Annotated in this window: 12 protein-coding genes; 7 read left to right on the top strand and 5 right to left on the bottom strand. The window is 72.3% G+C overall.

The window, feature by feature from the left end:
- Positions 1–89: 89 nt before the first annotated feature.
- From ADX84_RS07295 to ADX84_RS07285, 3 genes are all read left to right on the top strand, one after another.
- Positions 90–1,190 (top strand): zeta toxin family protein, encoded by a 1,101-nt coding sequence (locus ADX84_RS07295; RefSeq protein WP_049569473.1) that lies wholly within the window; start codon positions 90–92, stop codon positions 1,188–1,190.
- A gap of 11 nt (positions 1,191–1,201) precedes the next feature.
- The gene (locus tag ADX84_RS07290) at positions 1,202–1,789 is read left to right on the top strand and encodes an LURP-one-related/scramblase family protein (protein WP_049569470.1); all 588 of its coding nucleotides are present in this window, start codon (positions 1,202–1,204) and stop codon (positions 1,787–1,789) included.
- Between the two features lie 209 nt (positions 1,790–1,998).
- The gene (locus ADX84_RS07285) at positions 1,999–2,235 is read left to right on the top strand and encodes a hypothetical protein (protein ID WP_017544066.1); all 237 of its coding nucleotides are present in this window, start codon (positions 1,999–2,001) and stop codon (positions 2,233–2,235) included.
- Positions 2,236–2,260: 25 nt separating this feature from the next.
- Here ADX84_RS07285 and ADX84_RS07280 read toward each other — a convergent pair whose 3' ends face one another.
- From ADX84_RS07280 to ADX84_RS07265, 4 genes are all read right to left on the bottom strand, one after another.
- Positions 2,261–3,907: a DNA repair helicase XPB gene (locus tag ADX84_RS07280; protein WP_049569469.1), complete on the bottom strand. Its 1,647-nt coding sequence runs from the start codon at positions 3,905–3,907 to the stop codon at positions 2,261–2,263.
- A 117-nt stretch (positions 3,908–4,024) separates the two neighbouring features.
- Entirely contained in the window at positions 4,025–4,267 is a 243-nt protein-coding gene (locus tag ADX84_RS07275; protein ID WP_233515740.1) for a hypothetical protein, read from the bottom strand.
- 339 nt (positions 4,268–4,606) lie between these two features.
- Positions 4,607–5,029: a hypothetical protein gene (locus ADX84_RS07270; protein ID WP_049569462.1), complete on the bottom strand. Its 423-nt coding sequence runs from the start codon at positions 5,027–5,029 to the stop codon at positions 4,607–4,609.
- Positions 5,030–5,182: 153 nt separating this feature from the next.
- Positions 5,183–7,636, bottom strand: coding sequence for a helicase-associated domain-containing protein (locus tag ADX84_RS07265; RefSeq protein WP_049569460.1), 2,454 nt, complete (start codon positions 7,634–7,636; stop codon positions 5,183–5,185).
- 153 nt (positions 7,637–7,789) lie between these two features.
- Here ADX84_RS07265 and ADX84_RS07260 point away from each other — a divergent pair, with 153 nt between their 5' ends.
- From ADX84_RS07260 to ADX84_RS07245, 4 genes are all read left to right on the top strand, one after another.
- The gene (locus ADX84_RS07260; RefSeq protein WP_049569452.1) at positions 7,790–8,548 is read left to right on the top strand and encodes a hypothetical protein; all 759 of its coding nucleotides are present in this window, start codon (positions 7,790–7,792) and stop codon (positions 8,546–8,548) included.
- A 505-nt stretch (positions 8,549–9,053) separates the two neighbouring features.
- A complete protein-coding gene (locus tag ADX84_RS07255) occupies positions 9,054–9,437 on the top strand; it encodes a cold-shock protein (protein WP_049569450.1) in 384 nt (127 codons plus the stop codon).
- A gap of 339 nt (positions 9,438–9,776) precedes the next feature.
- Positions 9,777–10,532: a DUF3027 domain-containing protein gene (locus tag ADX84_RS07250; RefSeq protein WP_049569448.1), complete on the top strand. Its 756-nt coding sequence runs from the start codon at positions 9,777–9,779 to the stop codon at positions 10,530–10,532.
- A 246-nt stretch (positions 10,533–10,778) separates the two neighbouring features.
- Positions 10,779–13,910: a sacsin N-terminal ATP-binding-like domain-containing protein gene (locus tag ADX84_RS07245; RefSeq protein WP_049569445.1), complete on the top strand. Its 3,132-nt coding sequence runs from the start codon at positions 10,779–10,781 to the stop codon at positions 13,908–13,910.
- Positions 13,911–14,882: 972 nt separating this feature from the next.
- Here the strand turns inward: ADX84_RS07245 and ADX84_RS07240 are convergent.
- Positions 14,883–15,728, bottom strand: coding sequence for an MOSC domain-containing protein (locus ADX84_RS07240; RefSeq protein ID WP_049569438.1), 846 nt, complete (start codon positions 15,726–15,728; stop codon positions 14,883–14,885).
- Positions 15,729–15,953 lie beyond the last annotated feature (225 nt).

Genomic DNA, 15,953 nt, shown 5'->3' with positions numbered 1-15,953 from the left:
GTGACCTGAGACACTAACCTCGTCGGGTAGGCGGTTGCGTACACCCACGGCCCCGCGCACCGGCCGGGCCACGGCGAGAGCGGACGAACATGGCACCCTCCCCCTCCGGAACCGGCCCCGGCATGGGCCCCGACCCCTCGGCCGATCGCGCCGGGGCGGAGGTCATCCCCCTCCTCGCGGAGAGCTCCAGCGGCGGGGTCCCGCCCCAGACGACGGAGCAGCGCCAGGAGCGCGAACGCATCTACAACCTGTACAGCGCGGCGATCGGCGCCTGTACGGCACGTCTGGAGAAGGACCCCGAACTGTCCGAACGCGCCGCGCGACTGCTCTCCGAGGAGGCGCGGCTGCCCTTCATGTCTCCCGACGAGATCGCCCGCGCGAACGCCGAACTGCCCCGGACCATCGGAGAACTCCGGACGGACCCCGCGCAGCCGACAGCCGGTGCCACCCCCGGTGAACTGGGACGAGAGCTCACCGATGCCGAACTGGACTCGCTCTTCGACCTCGCCCTGCGGGACCGGCTCACCGGCGCCCCGCGTGAACGCCCCCGGCTTCTGCTCCTCGGAGGCCAGCCCGGCTCCGGCAAGTCCACCCTCCAGCGACTCCTGCTGCCGGTCCTGCCGCCGGGGACGGTCAGCTACGACGGCGACGACCTGCTGAGGCTCTCGCCCGACTACGAGTGGTCCATGACCGCCGACGACAGGGCCGCCTCCACCTCGGTGTCCATGCAGGTCGGCGGATTACACGGGCGAGCCATGGAGCACGTGCGCCGGGGCCGCCACGACGTCGTGTGCAGCCACCCGTTGGGTCGCGCGGACTGGGCCGCCTCATGGGTGCTGGGCTTCAGGGAGGCCGGGTACAGGGTGGAGGTCGCCTTCGTGGCCACGCACACCACCAACAGCCGGTTCTCGATCTTCGACCGCCACGAGCGCTCCACCCGGGACCAGGGGTTCGGCCGCTGGCTGCCGGAGATCCACCACGACCGCTTCTACCTGGGAGTGCCCAACACCGTCGAGTTCCTGGAAACCCACCACCTCGCGGACTCGGTGTACGTGCTCTCACGGGAGGGCGAGGTCCTGTACGCCAACCACCAGCGGGACGGGGCCTGGCGGTCCGAGCCCTTCGGCCGAATCGCGCTGGAGGCCGAGAGGGGCAGACGCGAGCTGTGGCGCCGCGAGGACACGCCCTAGGGTCGTGCCCCATGGACCTCCTCACCGCGAACCCCCTCCTGGTACGCCAACCCAGGCGCTTCATGGTCGACGTCTCCGACTACGAGATCCACGACCAGTCCGGACGGCGGATCGCCTGGGCGCGTGAGCAGGGCGCGGGCGGGGGCGTGCAGGTGTTGCGGCAGCTGTCCAGCAGCACCGAAGGGTTCGAGAGACGGGTGCACGTCACCGACCCGAACGGGGCGCTCCGGCTCGTCATCCGCAAGCACTGGTCCTGGATGACCGCGACCACCAGCGTGAGCCTGCCCGACGGCCAGCCGGTGGGCACCATCGAGCAGGATCTGACGTTCTTCCGGGCCAGATTCACCCTGGTGGACGCGTGGAAGCGCCGGCTCGGCACGATCGAGGGCGACCTCGTCGGCCGGGACTTCAGGATCAGCGACCACAACGGCCACGAGGTCGCCAGGGTCGACCGGCGCCTGCCCGACCTCGGGGAGTTCCTCACGGCGGCGGACAGCTACGCGCTGCACCACCGCTACCCCTCCCTTCCGGAGCCGTTGCGCACCCTGGTGGTGGCCTGCGCGATCGCCATCGACCTCGTGCTGCGTGAGGGGAAGTGACCCCCGGAGCGTGCCGGGCCGCGCGCTCAGGTCTCCAACCGGGCGAAGCCTTGGGGTGTCCTGGATCACCCGAATTCCGAACGTGGTTCGGTTTGGCTGGAAGGCCCGGTCACGACCGGGATGCGGTCGTGACCCGGGGCGATCCGGCACCGCCGAAACGGTACGGTCTTGGGAGTACGACCGCTTGAACGATCCGATCGGGGGACGACGTGTTCTGTGGTGATCCCGGCAGTCCCGGCTACACCGCGTGCGCCGCCCAGTCCCAGCTGTTCGCGCTGGCCTCGGTGATCCCCGCGCTGCTCGGCCTCGCCCTGTTGGTGGCCGCCTTCACGGCGCCCTCGGTCCGGGGTGACCGGTTGCTGCGCACCCGGACCCTCAGCTACTCCCTCATCGCCTGGGGCATCGCCGCAGGGACCTACGTGATCGGCGTCCTGCCCTCGCTCTGACCGGCGTGGCGGCACACCGCTCCGGTCAGATCTCCTCACCGGCGAGCAGGTCGCCCGCGTCGGCGATCCGGTACGCGTATCCCTGCTCGGCCAGGAACCGCTGCCGGTGCGCGGCGTAGTCCTGGTCCAGGGTGTCCCGGGCGACCACGGCGTAGAAGCGCGCGGTGCGGCCGTCCGCCTTGGGCCGCAGCACACGGCCCAGCCGCTGTGCCTCCTCCTGTCGCGAACCGAAGGAACCCGACACCTGGACCGCCACCCCCGCCTCGGGGAGGTCGATCGAGAAGTTGGCGACCTTGGACACCACCAGGGTGCGCAGCTCACCCGAGCGGAAGGCGTCGAAGAGGCGCTCACGCTCCTTGTTGCGGGTCTCGCCCTTGATCACCGGTGCGCCGAGCCGCTCGCCGAGTTCGTCGAGCTGGTCGATGTAGGAGCCGATCACCAGGACCTGCTCCTGAGGGTGACGCTCCACGATCCGCCGCACCACGTCGGTCTTGGTCTCCGAGGACGCGCAGAACCGGTACCGGTCCTCCGGCTCGGCGGTCGCGTACGCCAGCCGCTCGGAGTCGGTCAGGTCCACCCGGACCTCCACGCAGTCGGCCGGGGCGATCCACCCCTGGTTCTCCATGTCCTTCCACGGGGCGTCGTAGCGCTTCGGTCCGATCAGCGAGAACACGTCGCCCTCCCGGCCGTCCTCACGGACCAGGGTGGCGGTCAGGCCGAGCCGACGACGGGCCTGGAGGTCGGCGGTCATCCGGAAGATCGGCGCGGGCAGCAGGTGCACCTCGTCGTAGACGACCAGGCCCCAGTCCTTGGCGTCGAACAGTTCCAGGTGCGTGTAGACGCCCTTCCGGCGCGCCGCCATCACCTGGTAGGTCGCGATGGTGACCGGACGGATCTCCTTGCGGGTCCCCGAGTACTCGCCGATCTCGTCCTCGGTGAGGGAGGTCCGCTTCAGCAGTTCGGTCTTCCACTGGTGCACGGACACGGTGTTGGTCACCAGGATGAGGGTCGTCGCCCCGGTCATGGCCATCGCGGCCGCGCCGACGATGGTCTTCCCGGCGCCGCAGGGCAGCACGACCACGCCGGAGCCTCCCGCGTGGAAGCTCTCGGCGGCCTCCTGCTGGTAGCCGCGCAGTTCCCAGTCGCCGTCGGCGAGGTCGATGCTGTGGGCCTCGCCGTCCACGTACCCGGCCAGGTCCTCGGCGGGCCAGCCGATCTTCAGCAGGGCCTGCTTGAGGTTGCCGCGCTCGCTGGGGTGGACGGAGACCGAGTCCTCACTGATCCGCTCGCCCAGCATGCCCCTGACCTTCTTGGCCCGGACGACCTCCTCCAGGACGGCGCGGTCCGAGGACTCCAGGACCAGGCCGTGCCGGGGGTCGCCGACCAGCCGGAGCCGCCCGTAGCGGTCCATGGTCTCGGCGATGTCCACGAGCAGCGAGTGCGGCACCGGGAACTTCGAGAAGCGCAGGAGCGAGTCCACGACCTGCTCGGCGTCGTGCCCGGCCGCGCGCGCGTTCCACAGGGCCAGCGGCGTGATCCGGTAGGTGTGCACGTGTTCGGGGGCGCGTTCGAGCTCGGCGAACGGCGCGATGGATCGGCGGCACTCCGGGGCGAGTTCGTGGTCGATCTCTAGCAGGAGCGTCTTGTCGGACTGGACGATCAGGCAGGACACACGGGGCCTTCCGGCGGGTACGGGCACTGACACGGGGACGAGGGTCGCCCCAGGTGCAACACGGGAACCCCTCTGATCATGCCCGTACCCGGGTGGGGTTCGTTACGGTCGCGGGTGTCAGACCCCCAGATAGAGGATCAGGGACGCGATCACCATCACCGGGAGCAGGAAGACCACCGAGAACGCCGTGTAGGCGAAGGTTGCCGTCCATGTGTAGCGGATGTACCGCTCCACGGCGTCTGTGTCCGGGACCTTCGTCAGGGCCAGGACGCCGAGGACGATCCCGGGGACGTTGGCGAACAGCACGACGAACCACAGGCCCAGGGAGACGCCGAGGACCTGGACCAGCAGCGTGCTCACGGCCACGATCAGAGCCGCGACCGCCCCGCCCACACGGGGCGGCGGACCGGAGGGTGGCGGCGGTCCCGTCCAGGGCCGGTGGGCCGGAGCGACGGGCTGGTACGCCTGTGGCGCCGGTCCGGGAGGCGGCGGTGGCGCCGGACGCGCGACGGGGGTTCGCGCGGGCACGCCGGACCGGGGGACGGAGGTCCGTCCCCGCTCCCAGAAGGCCCTGGGGTCGCTCCGGTCGCCGTTCACCGCTGGTCCGTGCCCCCTTACGCCGAACACCGTCTGTGGTCGCATACCCGCCGCACCCGGGTGGGACGCGGACGATCCCGTACTCGTTGCCCCAAACCGGGGTCAGAAGTTCACCACGGGGACAATCTGCTGGATCCAGTTTCCCGCCTGGGTGAACATCACGAAGGTCAGCACCAGCATCACGAAGAACATCACTCCTGCGGCGCCCAGGCAGTACCAGGAGTACCGGGTGAGGACCTCGGCCTGGTCCGGGCGCCCACGGTCCCGGGCGTGCGCGGCCCGCACCGCGAAGGTGATCCCGGCGATCCCGAAGATCCAGTTCATGCAGCAGAGCGCGGTCACCGCGTGCAGGATGAGCGCCATGGTGGAGCTGTTGGCCCCACCCGTCGACCCTGCGGGGCCGGGCGTGCGGCGGTCGTCGTCGAGATCCCGCTCGGGCGCCCGGTCCCGCCCCTCGACGGTGCGGTCCTCGCGCGCCCGGTCGCGGGGGGAGGAGGCTCCGGGGGGCAGCGGTGCGTTGCTCATGGGGTGTCTCTCGCCGTCGTTGATCGACCTACGCCACTCTAGCCCGCCCGCCCCGCCGGTGTTCTCCGCGCCGGCGTCAACTGAGCCGGGCGTCAGCCGAGCCGCCAGACGAGGGCCCGGTCGCCATGCGGTCCCCGACCATGCCCGGGCGGGTCAGTCGGAGGGGGCCAGCTCGGCGACACCGGTGATGCGGTGGATGGCGAAGCGGTGCACGGCGTCGCGGGTGGTGTCGTAGGCGGTGAGGAAGCCACCGTCCACACGGGACGGCTCGACGATCCGGCTGACCTGGCGGCCGTCGGTGTCGGTGTACCCGATCCACACCCTGCGCTCGGCCATGGCGGCTTCCGCGAGGACCTCCATGACGGCGGAGGCGCGGGACCCGGCGGTGCCTCCCTCCGGCAGCGACACCGGCACACGGGCCACGGTGGCGGCCTCGTCCCCGGCGCGCAGCGCGCGTACGGCGGCCCGGGTGAGCTCCGGAGTCGGCGCGCCCTCGACGGCCGTGGAGGGCTCCGGGTCGGCGCGGCGTACCTCGGGGCGGCCCAGCCGCATCGTGCCGTCACCGCTCTCAGGCACCGGGTGGTACCCCAGCTGGCGCAGACGCTCGGTGAGCGCCGCGCGGTTCAGCCCGCTCACCACCACGGTGGGAGCCAGGAGCAGGAGTTCGAGGTCGGCGGCGCGGCGGTCGGAGACCAGCTCGGTGAGCAGCGCGGGTTCGTCGCAGCGCAGGTAGCTGGAGGCCGTTCCGGTGCGCAGCCTGCCGTGTCTGCGACCCGCGTCCGACACCAGGTAGCGCAGAGCCTGCGGCAGAGGGGTGCGCGAGTGGCGCTCCAACAGCCCGGTGATGTCGGCGACCCCGCGTCCGGCGTCCAGGGCCCTGCGCACGGAGTCCTCGGTGAAGCGGTACACGGTGGCGCCGCCGGTGGACTCCACGTCAGCGACCAGCGCCAGCTCCCGGGCGAGGTCGGTGACGAGCGGACCCGGCGCTACGGCGGTCAGGTCGCCCTGCACGAGGACGTAGTCCAGCGGTTGCGGGAGTTCGGTGGACAGCACGCGGGCGGCGGTCTCGTCGGCGTCCTCCTCGAGGGTGAGCAGGGGCCGCGTGTGCTCGGCCAGCGCCCCCATCCCGGTGAGTCCCAGCGCCGCGGCCTCGATCAGGGCGGCCCCGACCAGCTCCGAGTACACGGGGGACTGGCGGCGAGGGCGCCCCCACGCCAGCCGTGCCATGAGTGAGTCCTCGTCGGGAGCCAGGCCGGGTTCGGCCTCGCCCAGCTCGGTGAGGAGATCGCGGCGGGACTGCGGGGCCGCGGGCCGCACCAGCCCGGGGCCGAGCACGTTGCGCACGCGTCCGCCCGCGTCGCGCGAACCGGTCAGCGCGGCCACCCGGTCCGAGCCGAGCCAGGCCCGGGCCAGGAGCAGCCACCGGCGCTCCGGCGCGCGCTCGCGCCACAGGTCGTACTCGCGGGTCGGCAGCCACTCACCGGCGACCCGGTGGTCGGTCCCGATCAGCCCGGCGGCGCGGACCACCTCCAGGTACAGGGCGGCGGTGTCCTCGTCGGTGTCCATGGCCTGCGCGGCCCGGCGCAGGTCGCGCACGCCCAGGCCGCCGTTGCGCAGCACGGCGGCGGGTTCCTGGGTCCAGCGCTCCAGCAGCTCCTCCACCGCGCGCAGCACGTTGAAGGCCTGCCCGGCGGCGGCGCGGGCGACGGCCTCGGGAGGGACCGGGCGCCCCTCGAAGGCGGGCGGCGCGGTGTCGACCTCGCGGAACAGCACGCCGGAGCGCAGGTGCAGTCCGACCTCGCGGGGCATGGTCAGGGTTTCGTCGCTCGTGGCCACCAGCAGACCCCGGGCGATGAGCTCCTCGACCGGTGAGGCCGCCGTGGCCAGGCTGACCTCCCGGCGGGCGTCGGTGACGGTGCCGTTGGGCGGCCCCCACGCGAGGTTGTCCAGCAGACGCCGCGCGGGCGCCTCCACCTGGGCGGTCAGGGTGGAGAGCCGCGCGGGGTCGGACAGCGCGGTGGCGACCGTCTCCACCGGGGTGCTGGCGGTGCTGTGCGGGACGAGGTCGCGGGCCAGTCGACGGACGGCCTCGTGCGGGAGCGCAGCCAGGAGGGCCCGTGCGGGCGGTCCAAGCTGGGCCGGGTGGGGCAGGAGTTCACGCAGGACCTGGACGGGGCGCAGCCGCCCGTGGTCCGGCCAGACCAGCGCGAGGGAGAGCAGGGTGTCCAGGGCCGCGTCCAGTGCTTCCGTGCCCCGGCCACCGGTAGGGGTCAGGTCCAGCCCGTGGGCGAGCTCCGCGGGCTGGGCGCCCACCGGTTCCGAGAGCCGGTCGTCGCCCAGCGCGACCACGGCCTCCAGGACCTGGAGGGTGAACCGGTCGAGCCGTTCCAGGGCGCGCAGCGCCGCGTTGCGCGAGGTCGCGCGGTGGGCCAGGGCGCCGATGTCGGCGGGGACCGGCTGCGCCAGGTCCGGGCGCGCGTCCAGGAGGGCGGTCAGCTCCTCGTCGGAGCGCGAGCGCAGCCAGGAGGTGAACGTGGGGGGCCGCCCCGGCGGGTCGCCGGGGTCGCCCGTGCCCCGGCCGGACCCGGGTGGCGCGTAGTCGGTCATCGGATCAACGCTAAGTGATGGACCGGGGCGGAGCACACCCGCTCCCGGTGCCTCCCCCTTCACGGCGAGCCGAACCGTATCGGAGGAGAAGTCTGCGACCGAAAAGGAGGGGGAGGGGTTAAAAGGCAGGTCAATGTGGGCCAATATGGGGCCATGACCCAGCGCTCCGAACAACTCGTACTCGACTATCTCTCCGAGGTCGGACTCGCGCTGTACGGTCGTGTGACGGCCAGGGAACGGACCGCCTATCTCAGCAGCCTGCGGGCGCGCATCGACGAGCGCCGCGAGGCCGAGGGCGACGATGTCGACACCGTGCGGCGCGTCCTCCGTGGCTTCGGCTCCCCCGAGCACATCGTGCAGGAGGAGCTCACCGGCCGGGCGGTCGACCTCGAGGACGACGAGATGATCCCGCCCAAGCCACGTCACGCCGACCGTCCGGCACCGCCCTGGCGCGGCGGCCCCAACCAGGGGTTCATGTCCCTGTTGGAGGGTCCCAGCCAGACCGACCTGCGGATGGACGGCCGGGTCGCCCGCAAGCCCGGGGTGACCCGCAACAGCCTCATGCTGGTCCGGCACCACGCGCCCGAGGCCGTGGCCCTGGTGATGCTCGTCCTGGCCGGCGTGTGGTGGGACGTGGCCTTCCTGTGGGTGCTCGGCGCCGCCCTCGTCTTGCTCAGCCAGGTGTGGAGCACCCTGGACAAGTGGGTCGGCGTGGGACTCCCCCTGCTGGCCTGCGTGGTCGGCACGGCCCTGTGGACCGGGGAGGCGAAGTTCGTCGACCAGTACATCCAGCAGGCACTGCCGGCCACCGGGGTCCCCGCCCTCGCTCTCACCTCGCTGGCGTGCGTGGTGTACCTCTTCCCGAAGGCCGCCCGCGCGGCCCGGGTCGCGGACCGGGCGGCGCGGAGCTGACCCCGTCGGGGTGCCCGATCACCCCGAACCGGTCCGTTTCGTCATTGGTTGGCAAACCCTGGGGAATAACCTCTTCCGGCCCGCCCGTTGCCGCGTATCCGCCTGGGGTGCGTCGGGTATTCATGTCGGTACACCGCCGCTGTCGCTTCTGGGCGGTGCACGATGGGTGGTCCGGCCTCCAGCCCGGGCGCCGACTCGTCGACGGCGTCCCTGACTCCGCCGAGTCCCGTCCCACACTCCGCACCCAGCGGTGACGGGGACGACGTCGACCGCGAGGCCCGGGTGAGCCGTATCCGGGCCTCGTTCCGTGCCCCCTGCGCCCCTGGTCGCACAGGTGGCGCGCGGGAATCGGTCCCGCACATAACCCCTCGCCTTGGCCGGGCCTCGGGCACTAACCTGGGGGGACCACCCATGGAAACCAGGGGCCGCCCGGGGCGGGGGAACAGGTGGACGGCACCGTTTCCGACGTCGCGCGCGCCCGTCAGTGAAAGCATGAGGTCTCTACGTGCCCACCGGCAAGGTCAAGTGGTACGACGGCGACAAGGGTTTCGGCTTTCTCACCCAGGACGACGGGGGTGAGGTCTTCGTGCACTCCACCTCGCTGCCGGCCGGAACCACCACCCTGAAGCCCGGCCAACGGGTCGAGTTCGGCGTGGCCGACGGGCGCAAGGGCGCCCAGGCGCTCCAGGTCAGGCTCCTGGACACGCAGCACTCGGTGGCCAGGGCGCGGCGCAAGAAGCCCGACGAGATGGTGCTCATCACCGAGGACCTCATCAAACTCCTGGAGAACGTCTCCAACGGCTACCGCCGGGGCCACCACCCCGACAAGCGCGAGGCGGCCAGAGTCGCCGCCGTGCTGCGCGTGGTCGCCGACGACCTGGAGGCCTGACTCTCCGGGGATCGACCCGTGAGGCCTGGTCAGGGCCGTGGTGTACGTGTTCGGCGTGCGCCACGGCCTTCCCTCCTTCTCGGAGCCCTTCGTTCGCGTTGGGGGTGGGCTGGCCGAAAAAACGTGTGACTTCCTGTCCTGAACCCCCGGAATCACGGCGGGTGAGTGCCCAGATCGCCCGTATCCGCCGTCTCCGGTGGCACAAGACTCCGTCAAGAGGTCGTATCGGGCGAACCTTGACCCGCGTTATGGTCAAATCGGTGCCCGCGATCAGTGAGAATGGTGAACGTGAGCCCTTCTCGACGTTCTCCTGTACCAGACAAAGCATGTGTCGACGCGGTGGATCTGGCCCGCTCGGTGGCGGCGGAGGTCGGGCGACCCGAATGGGTCGGTGAGCACCTCATCGCCCAGGTCGAGGACACGCGCCTGGTCACCCACTACTTCCAGTGCCTGGACCCCTCCTACCCGGGATGGACCTACTCGGTCACCGTCGTCCGCGCCTCGCGCGCCAAGGACGTCACGGTCAACGAGGTCGTCCTGCTGCCCGGCGAGGGTGCCCTGGTCGCTCCCAACTGGGTGCCCTGGAAGGAACGGCTGCGCCCCGGCGACGTCGGTGTGGGGGACCTGCTCCCCACCGAAGAGGACGACGAACGTCTCGTCCCCGGCTACGCGCAGGTGCCCGACAGCGAACTCGACGCCGAGGGCATGGACAAGCAGATGGTGTGGGAGCTGGGCCTGGGCCGACGCCAGGTGCTCTCCGAGGTCGGCCGCGAGCAGGCCGCGGAGCGCTGGTACAACGGCGATCCCGGACCGCGCAGCCCCATCGCCACGGCCGCCCCGGCGGCCTGCGCCACCTGTGGGTTCCTGACCCCGCTCGCGGGTGAGCTGCGCCAGATGTTCGGCGTGTGCACCAACGAGTACGCCCCCGACGACGGCAGGGTCGTGTCACTCGACCACGGTTGCGGAGCCCACTCCGAGGTCCGTCGCCCCGGCCCGCAGAACGAGCCGGTCGCACCGGTCGTCGACGAGATGGGGTACGACCACATCGTCTTCGACGACACCACGGAACTGGAACTGGTCTCCAGCGACTCCTGACGACACCCGTCGCGGAGCCCGCCACACGGGCCGATCCACCTGATCAACGGGTCCCGTCGCACACGCGGCGGGGCCCGTTCCCGTGCGTGCCCCCACCCCCGCGCCACGCGAGCCGCCCGGACCCGAACCGCCGCGCTCGTGGGCTAGGGTCGACCTACCATCAAGCTCGCCCTGTCGCTCCCGTCCCGTGGCCGCGTACACGTGTCGGGCTGATCGGACCGCGCGCAGCGCAGGAGGAGACCCACCATGGCCGATCCGGTGACCGCTTCGGTGGCTGACACCTTCCACACGGCCGAACTGCGCCGTCGCGTGCTGTCGGCCTGGGCCGACGCACCCGCCCGGTTCCGTGAGGACGCCAACGCGGAGGAGGACTTCGCCCTCGGCGGCTACCGCGACCGGGTGGTGGTCGAGCTCGCGCAGAACGCCGCAGACGCGGCCCGCCGCGCGGGGGTGCCCGGCCGTCTGCTCCTGGCCCTGGAAGGTGACCGCCTCACCGCCGCCAACACCGGTGCGCCGCTGACCTCGGACGGCGTCGAGTCGCTGGCCACGCTGCGGGCCTCCAGCAAACGCGACGACCACGGTTCGGCGGGTCGGTTCGGGGTCGGGTTCTCCGCCGTGGTGGCGCTCAGCGGCGACGTCACCGTGGTCTCCGGCGGCACGGCCGTGCACTTCTCCGCCGAGCGGGCCCGTGCCGTGGTGACGGACCTGCTCGACGCCGACGGCACCCACGCCGCCCGCGCCGACGAGGTGGGCCGCCGCGCCGGGCACGTGCCCATGCTGCGCCTGCCCTTCCCCGCCGACGTCGTGCCGGACCGCCCCGAGGGCGACTACGACACCTACGTCACGCTGTCCCTGCGCGAGGGGACCCGTGACCGCGTCGTGGAGCTGTTGGACCGCACCGGCGAGGCGTTGCTCCTCGCCCTGGACGGGCTCTCCGAGGTTCGCGTGGTCGTCGACGGCGAGGAGCGCACGCTCACCCGCTCGGGCGGTGACGAGGAGGCCGGGACCGACCTGGTCACCACCCACTCCGACGCCGGTGGCAGCCGGGTCACGCCCTGGCGCGTCCTGCGCCGTTCCGGTGAGTTCGCCCCGCACCTGCTTGCGGACCGCCCCACCGAGGAACGCGAACGCTCCGCGTGGTCGCTGACCTGGGCCGCGCCGGTCTCCGCCGACGGCGGAGTGGGCGCGCTGCCCGCCGACGTCGAACACGTCGTGCACGCCCCCACCCCCACTGACACCGAGCTCGACCTGCCCGCCGTGCTCATCGGCACGTTCCCCTTGGGGGCGGACCGGCGCTCCGTGCAGCCGGGCGCCGCCACGGACCTGCTGCTCATGGAGGCGGCCGACGCCTACTGCGCGCTCCTGCGCCGCTTCACACCCGCGGCCGCCCTCGACCTCGTGCCCGCCACCCGGGTGGGCGGCGGCGCCGTGGACGCGGTCTTCCGCACCCGAGTGGCCGAGCCGCTCCAGGACACCCCGTTCCTGGTCACGGCGGCCGGTCATCCCCTCGCCCCGCGTGACGCAGTCCTCCTGGACAGCGGTGGAGCCAGCGGCGCGGCTGACCTCGTCGACCTGCTCGCCGAACTCGTCCCCCCGCTGCTGCCCGGCTCCTGGAGCCCACGGCACCCGGCCCTGGCCGCCCTGCGCGTGCGCCGTCTGGGCCTGGCCGACCTCGCCGACCTGCTCGGGGACACGCAGCGCCCGCCGGAGTGGTGGCGCGGGCTCTACGCGGCCCTGGGCAGCGCCGGGAACGGCGGCGCCGACCTCGACGAACTCGGATCCCTTCCGGTCCCCCTGGCCGACGACCGCCTGGTCCGGGGGCCGCGCTCGCTGCTGGTGCCCACCGAGGACTGGGCGAGGGTCACCGACGTCGACGGACACCGGCTCGACCCCGCCGCCCTGGCCACCCTGGGAGTGCGCGTGGTGCACCCCGAGGCGGCCCACCCGCTGCTGCTGCGCCTGGGCGCCGTGGAGGCCGGGGCCGCCACAGTCCTGGCCGACCCCAACACCGAGGCCGCGGTCCGGGAGTCGTTGGACGCCGAGGACCCCGAACCCGTCGCCGAGGCGGTCCTGGACCTGGTCGCCGCCTCCGGCACGACCGTCCGGGACGCTCCCTGGCTGTCCGAACTCGCCCTGCGCGACGACGAGGACGGCTACTCGATCGCCGCCGAACTCCTCGTGCCCGGCGCGCCCTTGGCCGACCTGCTGGTGGACGACGCGCCCTTCGGCACCGTGCACGACGACCTCGTCCGACGCCACGGCACCGACGCCCTGCGCGCGGTAGGAGCCCTGTGGGAGCTCACCGTGGTGCGCACGCAGGAGGCCGCCCTCGGCGATGCGTCGCTGGCCTTCGACGGCGCCGGTGACGAGGGACCGGACGGTCTGGACGACTGGACCGACGAGGTCCTGGAGCGCGTGGGCGACCCCGAACTCCCGCCGGTGGTCCCCGAACTGGTGTGTGTGGCCGACCTCGACTACGTCGCCGACGACGCCTGGCCGCAGGCCCTGGCGATGCTCTCCCGGGAGCCGCTGCGCGAGGCCGTCACCGAACCCGCCCGGCTGGTCATGCCGGACGGCCGGGTGATCGACGTCCCCTCCTACACCGCCTGGTGGCTGCGCACCCGGGCGCTCCTGGACGGCCGCGCCCCGGTCGAGCTGCGCACGGCCGACGCCGATCCGGCGCTGGCCGGGCTCTACGACGAGGTGCCCGCCGACGTCGACCCCGAGTTCGCCCGCGCGCTCGGTGTGCGCACGACCCTCGCCGAGCTGTTGACGGACCCGGACGGCGCGGACGACCTGCTCAACCGGTTGGCCGACCCCGCCCGGCACGCGAGCCGCTCCTCCCTGCGCCGCCTGTGGACCGTGCTGGCCGAGGCCGACGCGGACCTCGTCACCCCGCCCTCACTGGTGCGCGCGGTCAAGGACGGGTCGATCGTGGTGGCCGACGCCGAGGACGCCGTGGTGGTGGACTCACCGGACCTGCTGCCCCTGGTGGCGGACCGGCCGTTGGTGCTGGCCGAGGCGGTGGCCGCCGAGCGGCTGGCCGACGTGCTGGACCTGGACCTGGCCTCGGAGAGCGTGACCGGCAAGGTGAACTCGGCCGGTCGTATCCGCGCGGTCCCGGACGAGGCCGCCCTGTTCCTCGCCGGTGACCGGGAGCCGGACCGCACCTACCTGCACCACCAGCAGCTCACCGTGGACGGTGTGGAGGTGGACTGGTACACGGGCGACGGCTCGGTGCACGCCTCCGGAACCGAGGGGCTGGCCCGGGCCCTGTGCTGGCGGGCCGGTCAGTGGTCCCGCCGCCACCTGCTCGCGGCCGTGCTCCGTGACCCGTCCTCCGCCGCGCACCTGCTGGCCGAAGCCGACCTGGAGTAGCCCCAGGCGTGCAGCGCGCACCCCCGAGAAGCGCCCCCGAAGGGGGCGAAGAGGTACAGACGCGCAGCGCCCCGCACCCCTTGGGGGTTGGGACCTCGACCGTGCGCTGTAGTAGCCCGCACGGCGCAGTTCCCCTCAGACTCTGGGGGTCTAGAAACGGTTGGTGGTGTGCCCGCCTGGGTGTGTGCGGGTTGGCGGGAGTGCGGTGGGCGGCGCTGGGGCGGCGGGGGTTTTCGCCAGTGCTGGGGACACGTTCTTCTGGAGCACGTCAGTAGTCCTGGGGGGTGGGCCGGCTGCGTTCCTCGCGCTTTTTCATACTGCCGGTGGTAGAGGCCGAGGGCACGTCCAGCGAGGTGCGTAGCGGCCACTGATGGCTGCCACACCAACCTCCATCTGGCTCAGTTGGATGAACACCGGGCTCAGGTCACCACCGGGGGGTGGCCCGAACCCCCATCACAGACGCTCGAACGAAGAACCCACGCAGACCCCTCCACCCCGCACCCCAACCACGAACTCACCCCACACCCGCTCACCCAGACCCAGCCACCCAGAACCCAAGCCCAGGTCCAGGCCAAGTCCCCAGACCCAGCCCCCCTCAGACCCACCCCTATGGCGAGTTCTTGGACCCTTCCTCCCGCCCCTCGCGCGCCACCACCCTCAACCGAACTAACCCCTGCGCCCCGATGTCCCCGCGTTACCACCAGGCTGCCTCTGTCCGCGCCGATCAAGCCCTGACACCCAACCCCGGACGCCCGCTGCGCGACCTGCGCACCTGCGCGACCTGCGCACCTGCCGGACCTGCGCACCTGCCCGACCTGCCCGACCTGCGCGACGCGCGTGACCTGAGCGACCTGAGCGACCTGCGCGACACAGCGAAACCCCCTTCCCCGGACACTAGGGAAGACAGGCCCGCTCACATGGATGGCAGCTCTCCCGCTCCCCCACCAACAGCGAAAGCACCCACAACACCCCCTACGCCTCGGGAGCCTCGGCCCACTCCGTGACGTCCAGGGCGTCACCCACCGACACCACACCCGGGCCGGTCACCGCGAACTTGGTGCAGAAGGCCACGCCGCCGTCGGCTACGCGGCGGTAGGCGGCCAGGGCGCGCAGCGGCTCGGGCCCGCGCCGGTCCCCGGTCTCCTGGTCGACGGTGGTGACCGCACAGCGGGTGCACATCTTCGCGTAACCCAGTTCGGTGGTGCCCACGCGGACCCGGCGGATCAGGTCCTCCGTGTGCGGCTCCGCCCACCCGGTGACGACGACGTTCGGCCGGAACCGGGCCATCGGCACGGCCTGGGCGCCGTTGGCAACGATGTGCTCGTTGAGCTGCTCCAATGAGCGCGTCGACCCGATCACGGCGGCGTGGCCGTCGGCGAACCCGGCGGTGCCGGGGGTGACACCGTTGGTCACCCGCCGGTTGTCGTCGGGGACCCGCACCAGACGGCTGGTGCGGCCGAACAACTCGCTCAGCCACCCGGCCACCTCGTCGCCCTGGTCCACTCCGACGAGCGGGTTGTTGTGCACCGTCACGTCCACTCGGGGACCTTCGGGGTCCACGTCGACCTTGACGGGTGAGAGGCCCTCGGTGCTCAGGACCAGCCGGGAGCCGTCCCGGGTGAGGTCGGGCACGATCCGAGCCATGCGCGGGTCCCTGCGCTGGCTGCGGAAGTCACCTGAGTCGTCGACCACCATGAACGAGCGGTCGTGGGTGATCCCGGCGGGGGTGAACTCTGCGGTGCTCAGGGGGAGACCGGCGCATCCCTTGACGGGATAGACGACGAGGGAGGACACGCGGGCGGTCGGAGTAGGGCTCATGTCGAAGACGCTACCGGCCCGTCACCGCATCCGTCCGCCAGACCCTTCCGACGGGACCCCGACTGGTGCACCCGTTCAACGGGACTTATTCGTGTCGACCGCCCCGACCACCTGACCGCCCCAACCCACTTGACCGCCCCAACCCACCCGACCGACCCGGTCCATCCGACCCACCAGACCCTTCCGTCGGGACCCGATTGGCGCACCCGTTCAACGGGACCAATC

It is taken from the genome of Nocardiopsis sp. SBT366 (assembly GCF_001083815.1).
Classification (GTDB): Bacteria; Actinomycetota; Actinomycetes; order Streptosporangiales; family Streptosporangiaceae; genus Nocardiopsis; species Nocardiopsis prasina.
This window is presented reverse-complemented; position numbering and strand designations above follow the sequence as displayed.

Excerpts from the sequence above, each read along its gene's own strand:
- ADX84_RS07260 (WP_049569452.1), top strand. The coding sequence starts at position 7,790 with ATGACCCAGCGCTCCGAACAACTCGTACTCGACTATCTCTCCGAGGTC.
- ADX84_RS07295 (WP_049569473.1), top strand. The coding sequence starts at position 90 with ATGGCACCCTCCCCCTCCGGAACCGGCCCCGGCATGGGCCCCGACCCC.
- ADX84_RS07265 (WP_049569460.1), bottom strand. The coding sequence starts at position 7,636 with ATGACCGACTACGCGCCACCCGGGTCCGGCCGGGGCACGGGCGACCCC.
- ADX84_RS07240 (WP_049569438.1), bottom strand. The coding sequence starts at position 15,728 with ATGAGCCCTACTCCGACCGCCCGCGTGTCCTCCCTCGTCGTCTATCCC.
- ADX84_RS07245 (WP_049569445.1), top strand. The coding sequence starts at position 10,779 with ATGGCCGATCCGGTGACCGCTTCGGTGGCTGACACCTTCCACACGGCC.
- ADX84_RS07270 (WP_049569462.1), bottom strand. The coding sequence starts at position 5,029 with ATGAGCAACGCACCGCTGCCCCCCGGAGCCTCCTCCCCCCGCGACCGG.
- ADX84_RS07290 (WP_049569470.1), top strand. The coding sequence starts at position 1,202 with ATGGACCTCCTCACCGCGAACCCCCTCCTGGTACGCCAACCCAGGCGC.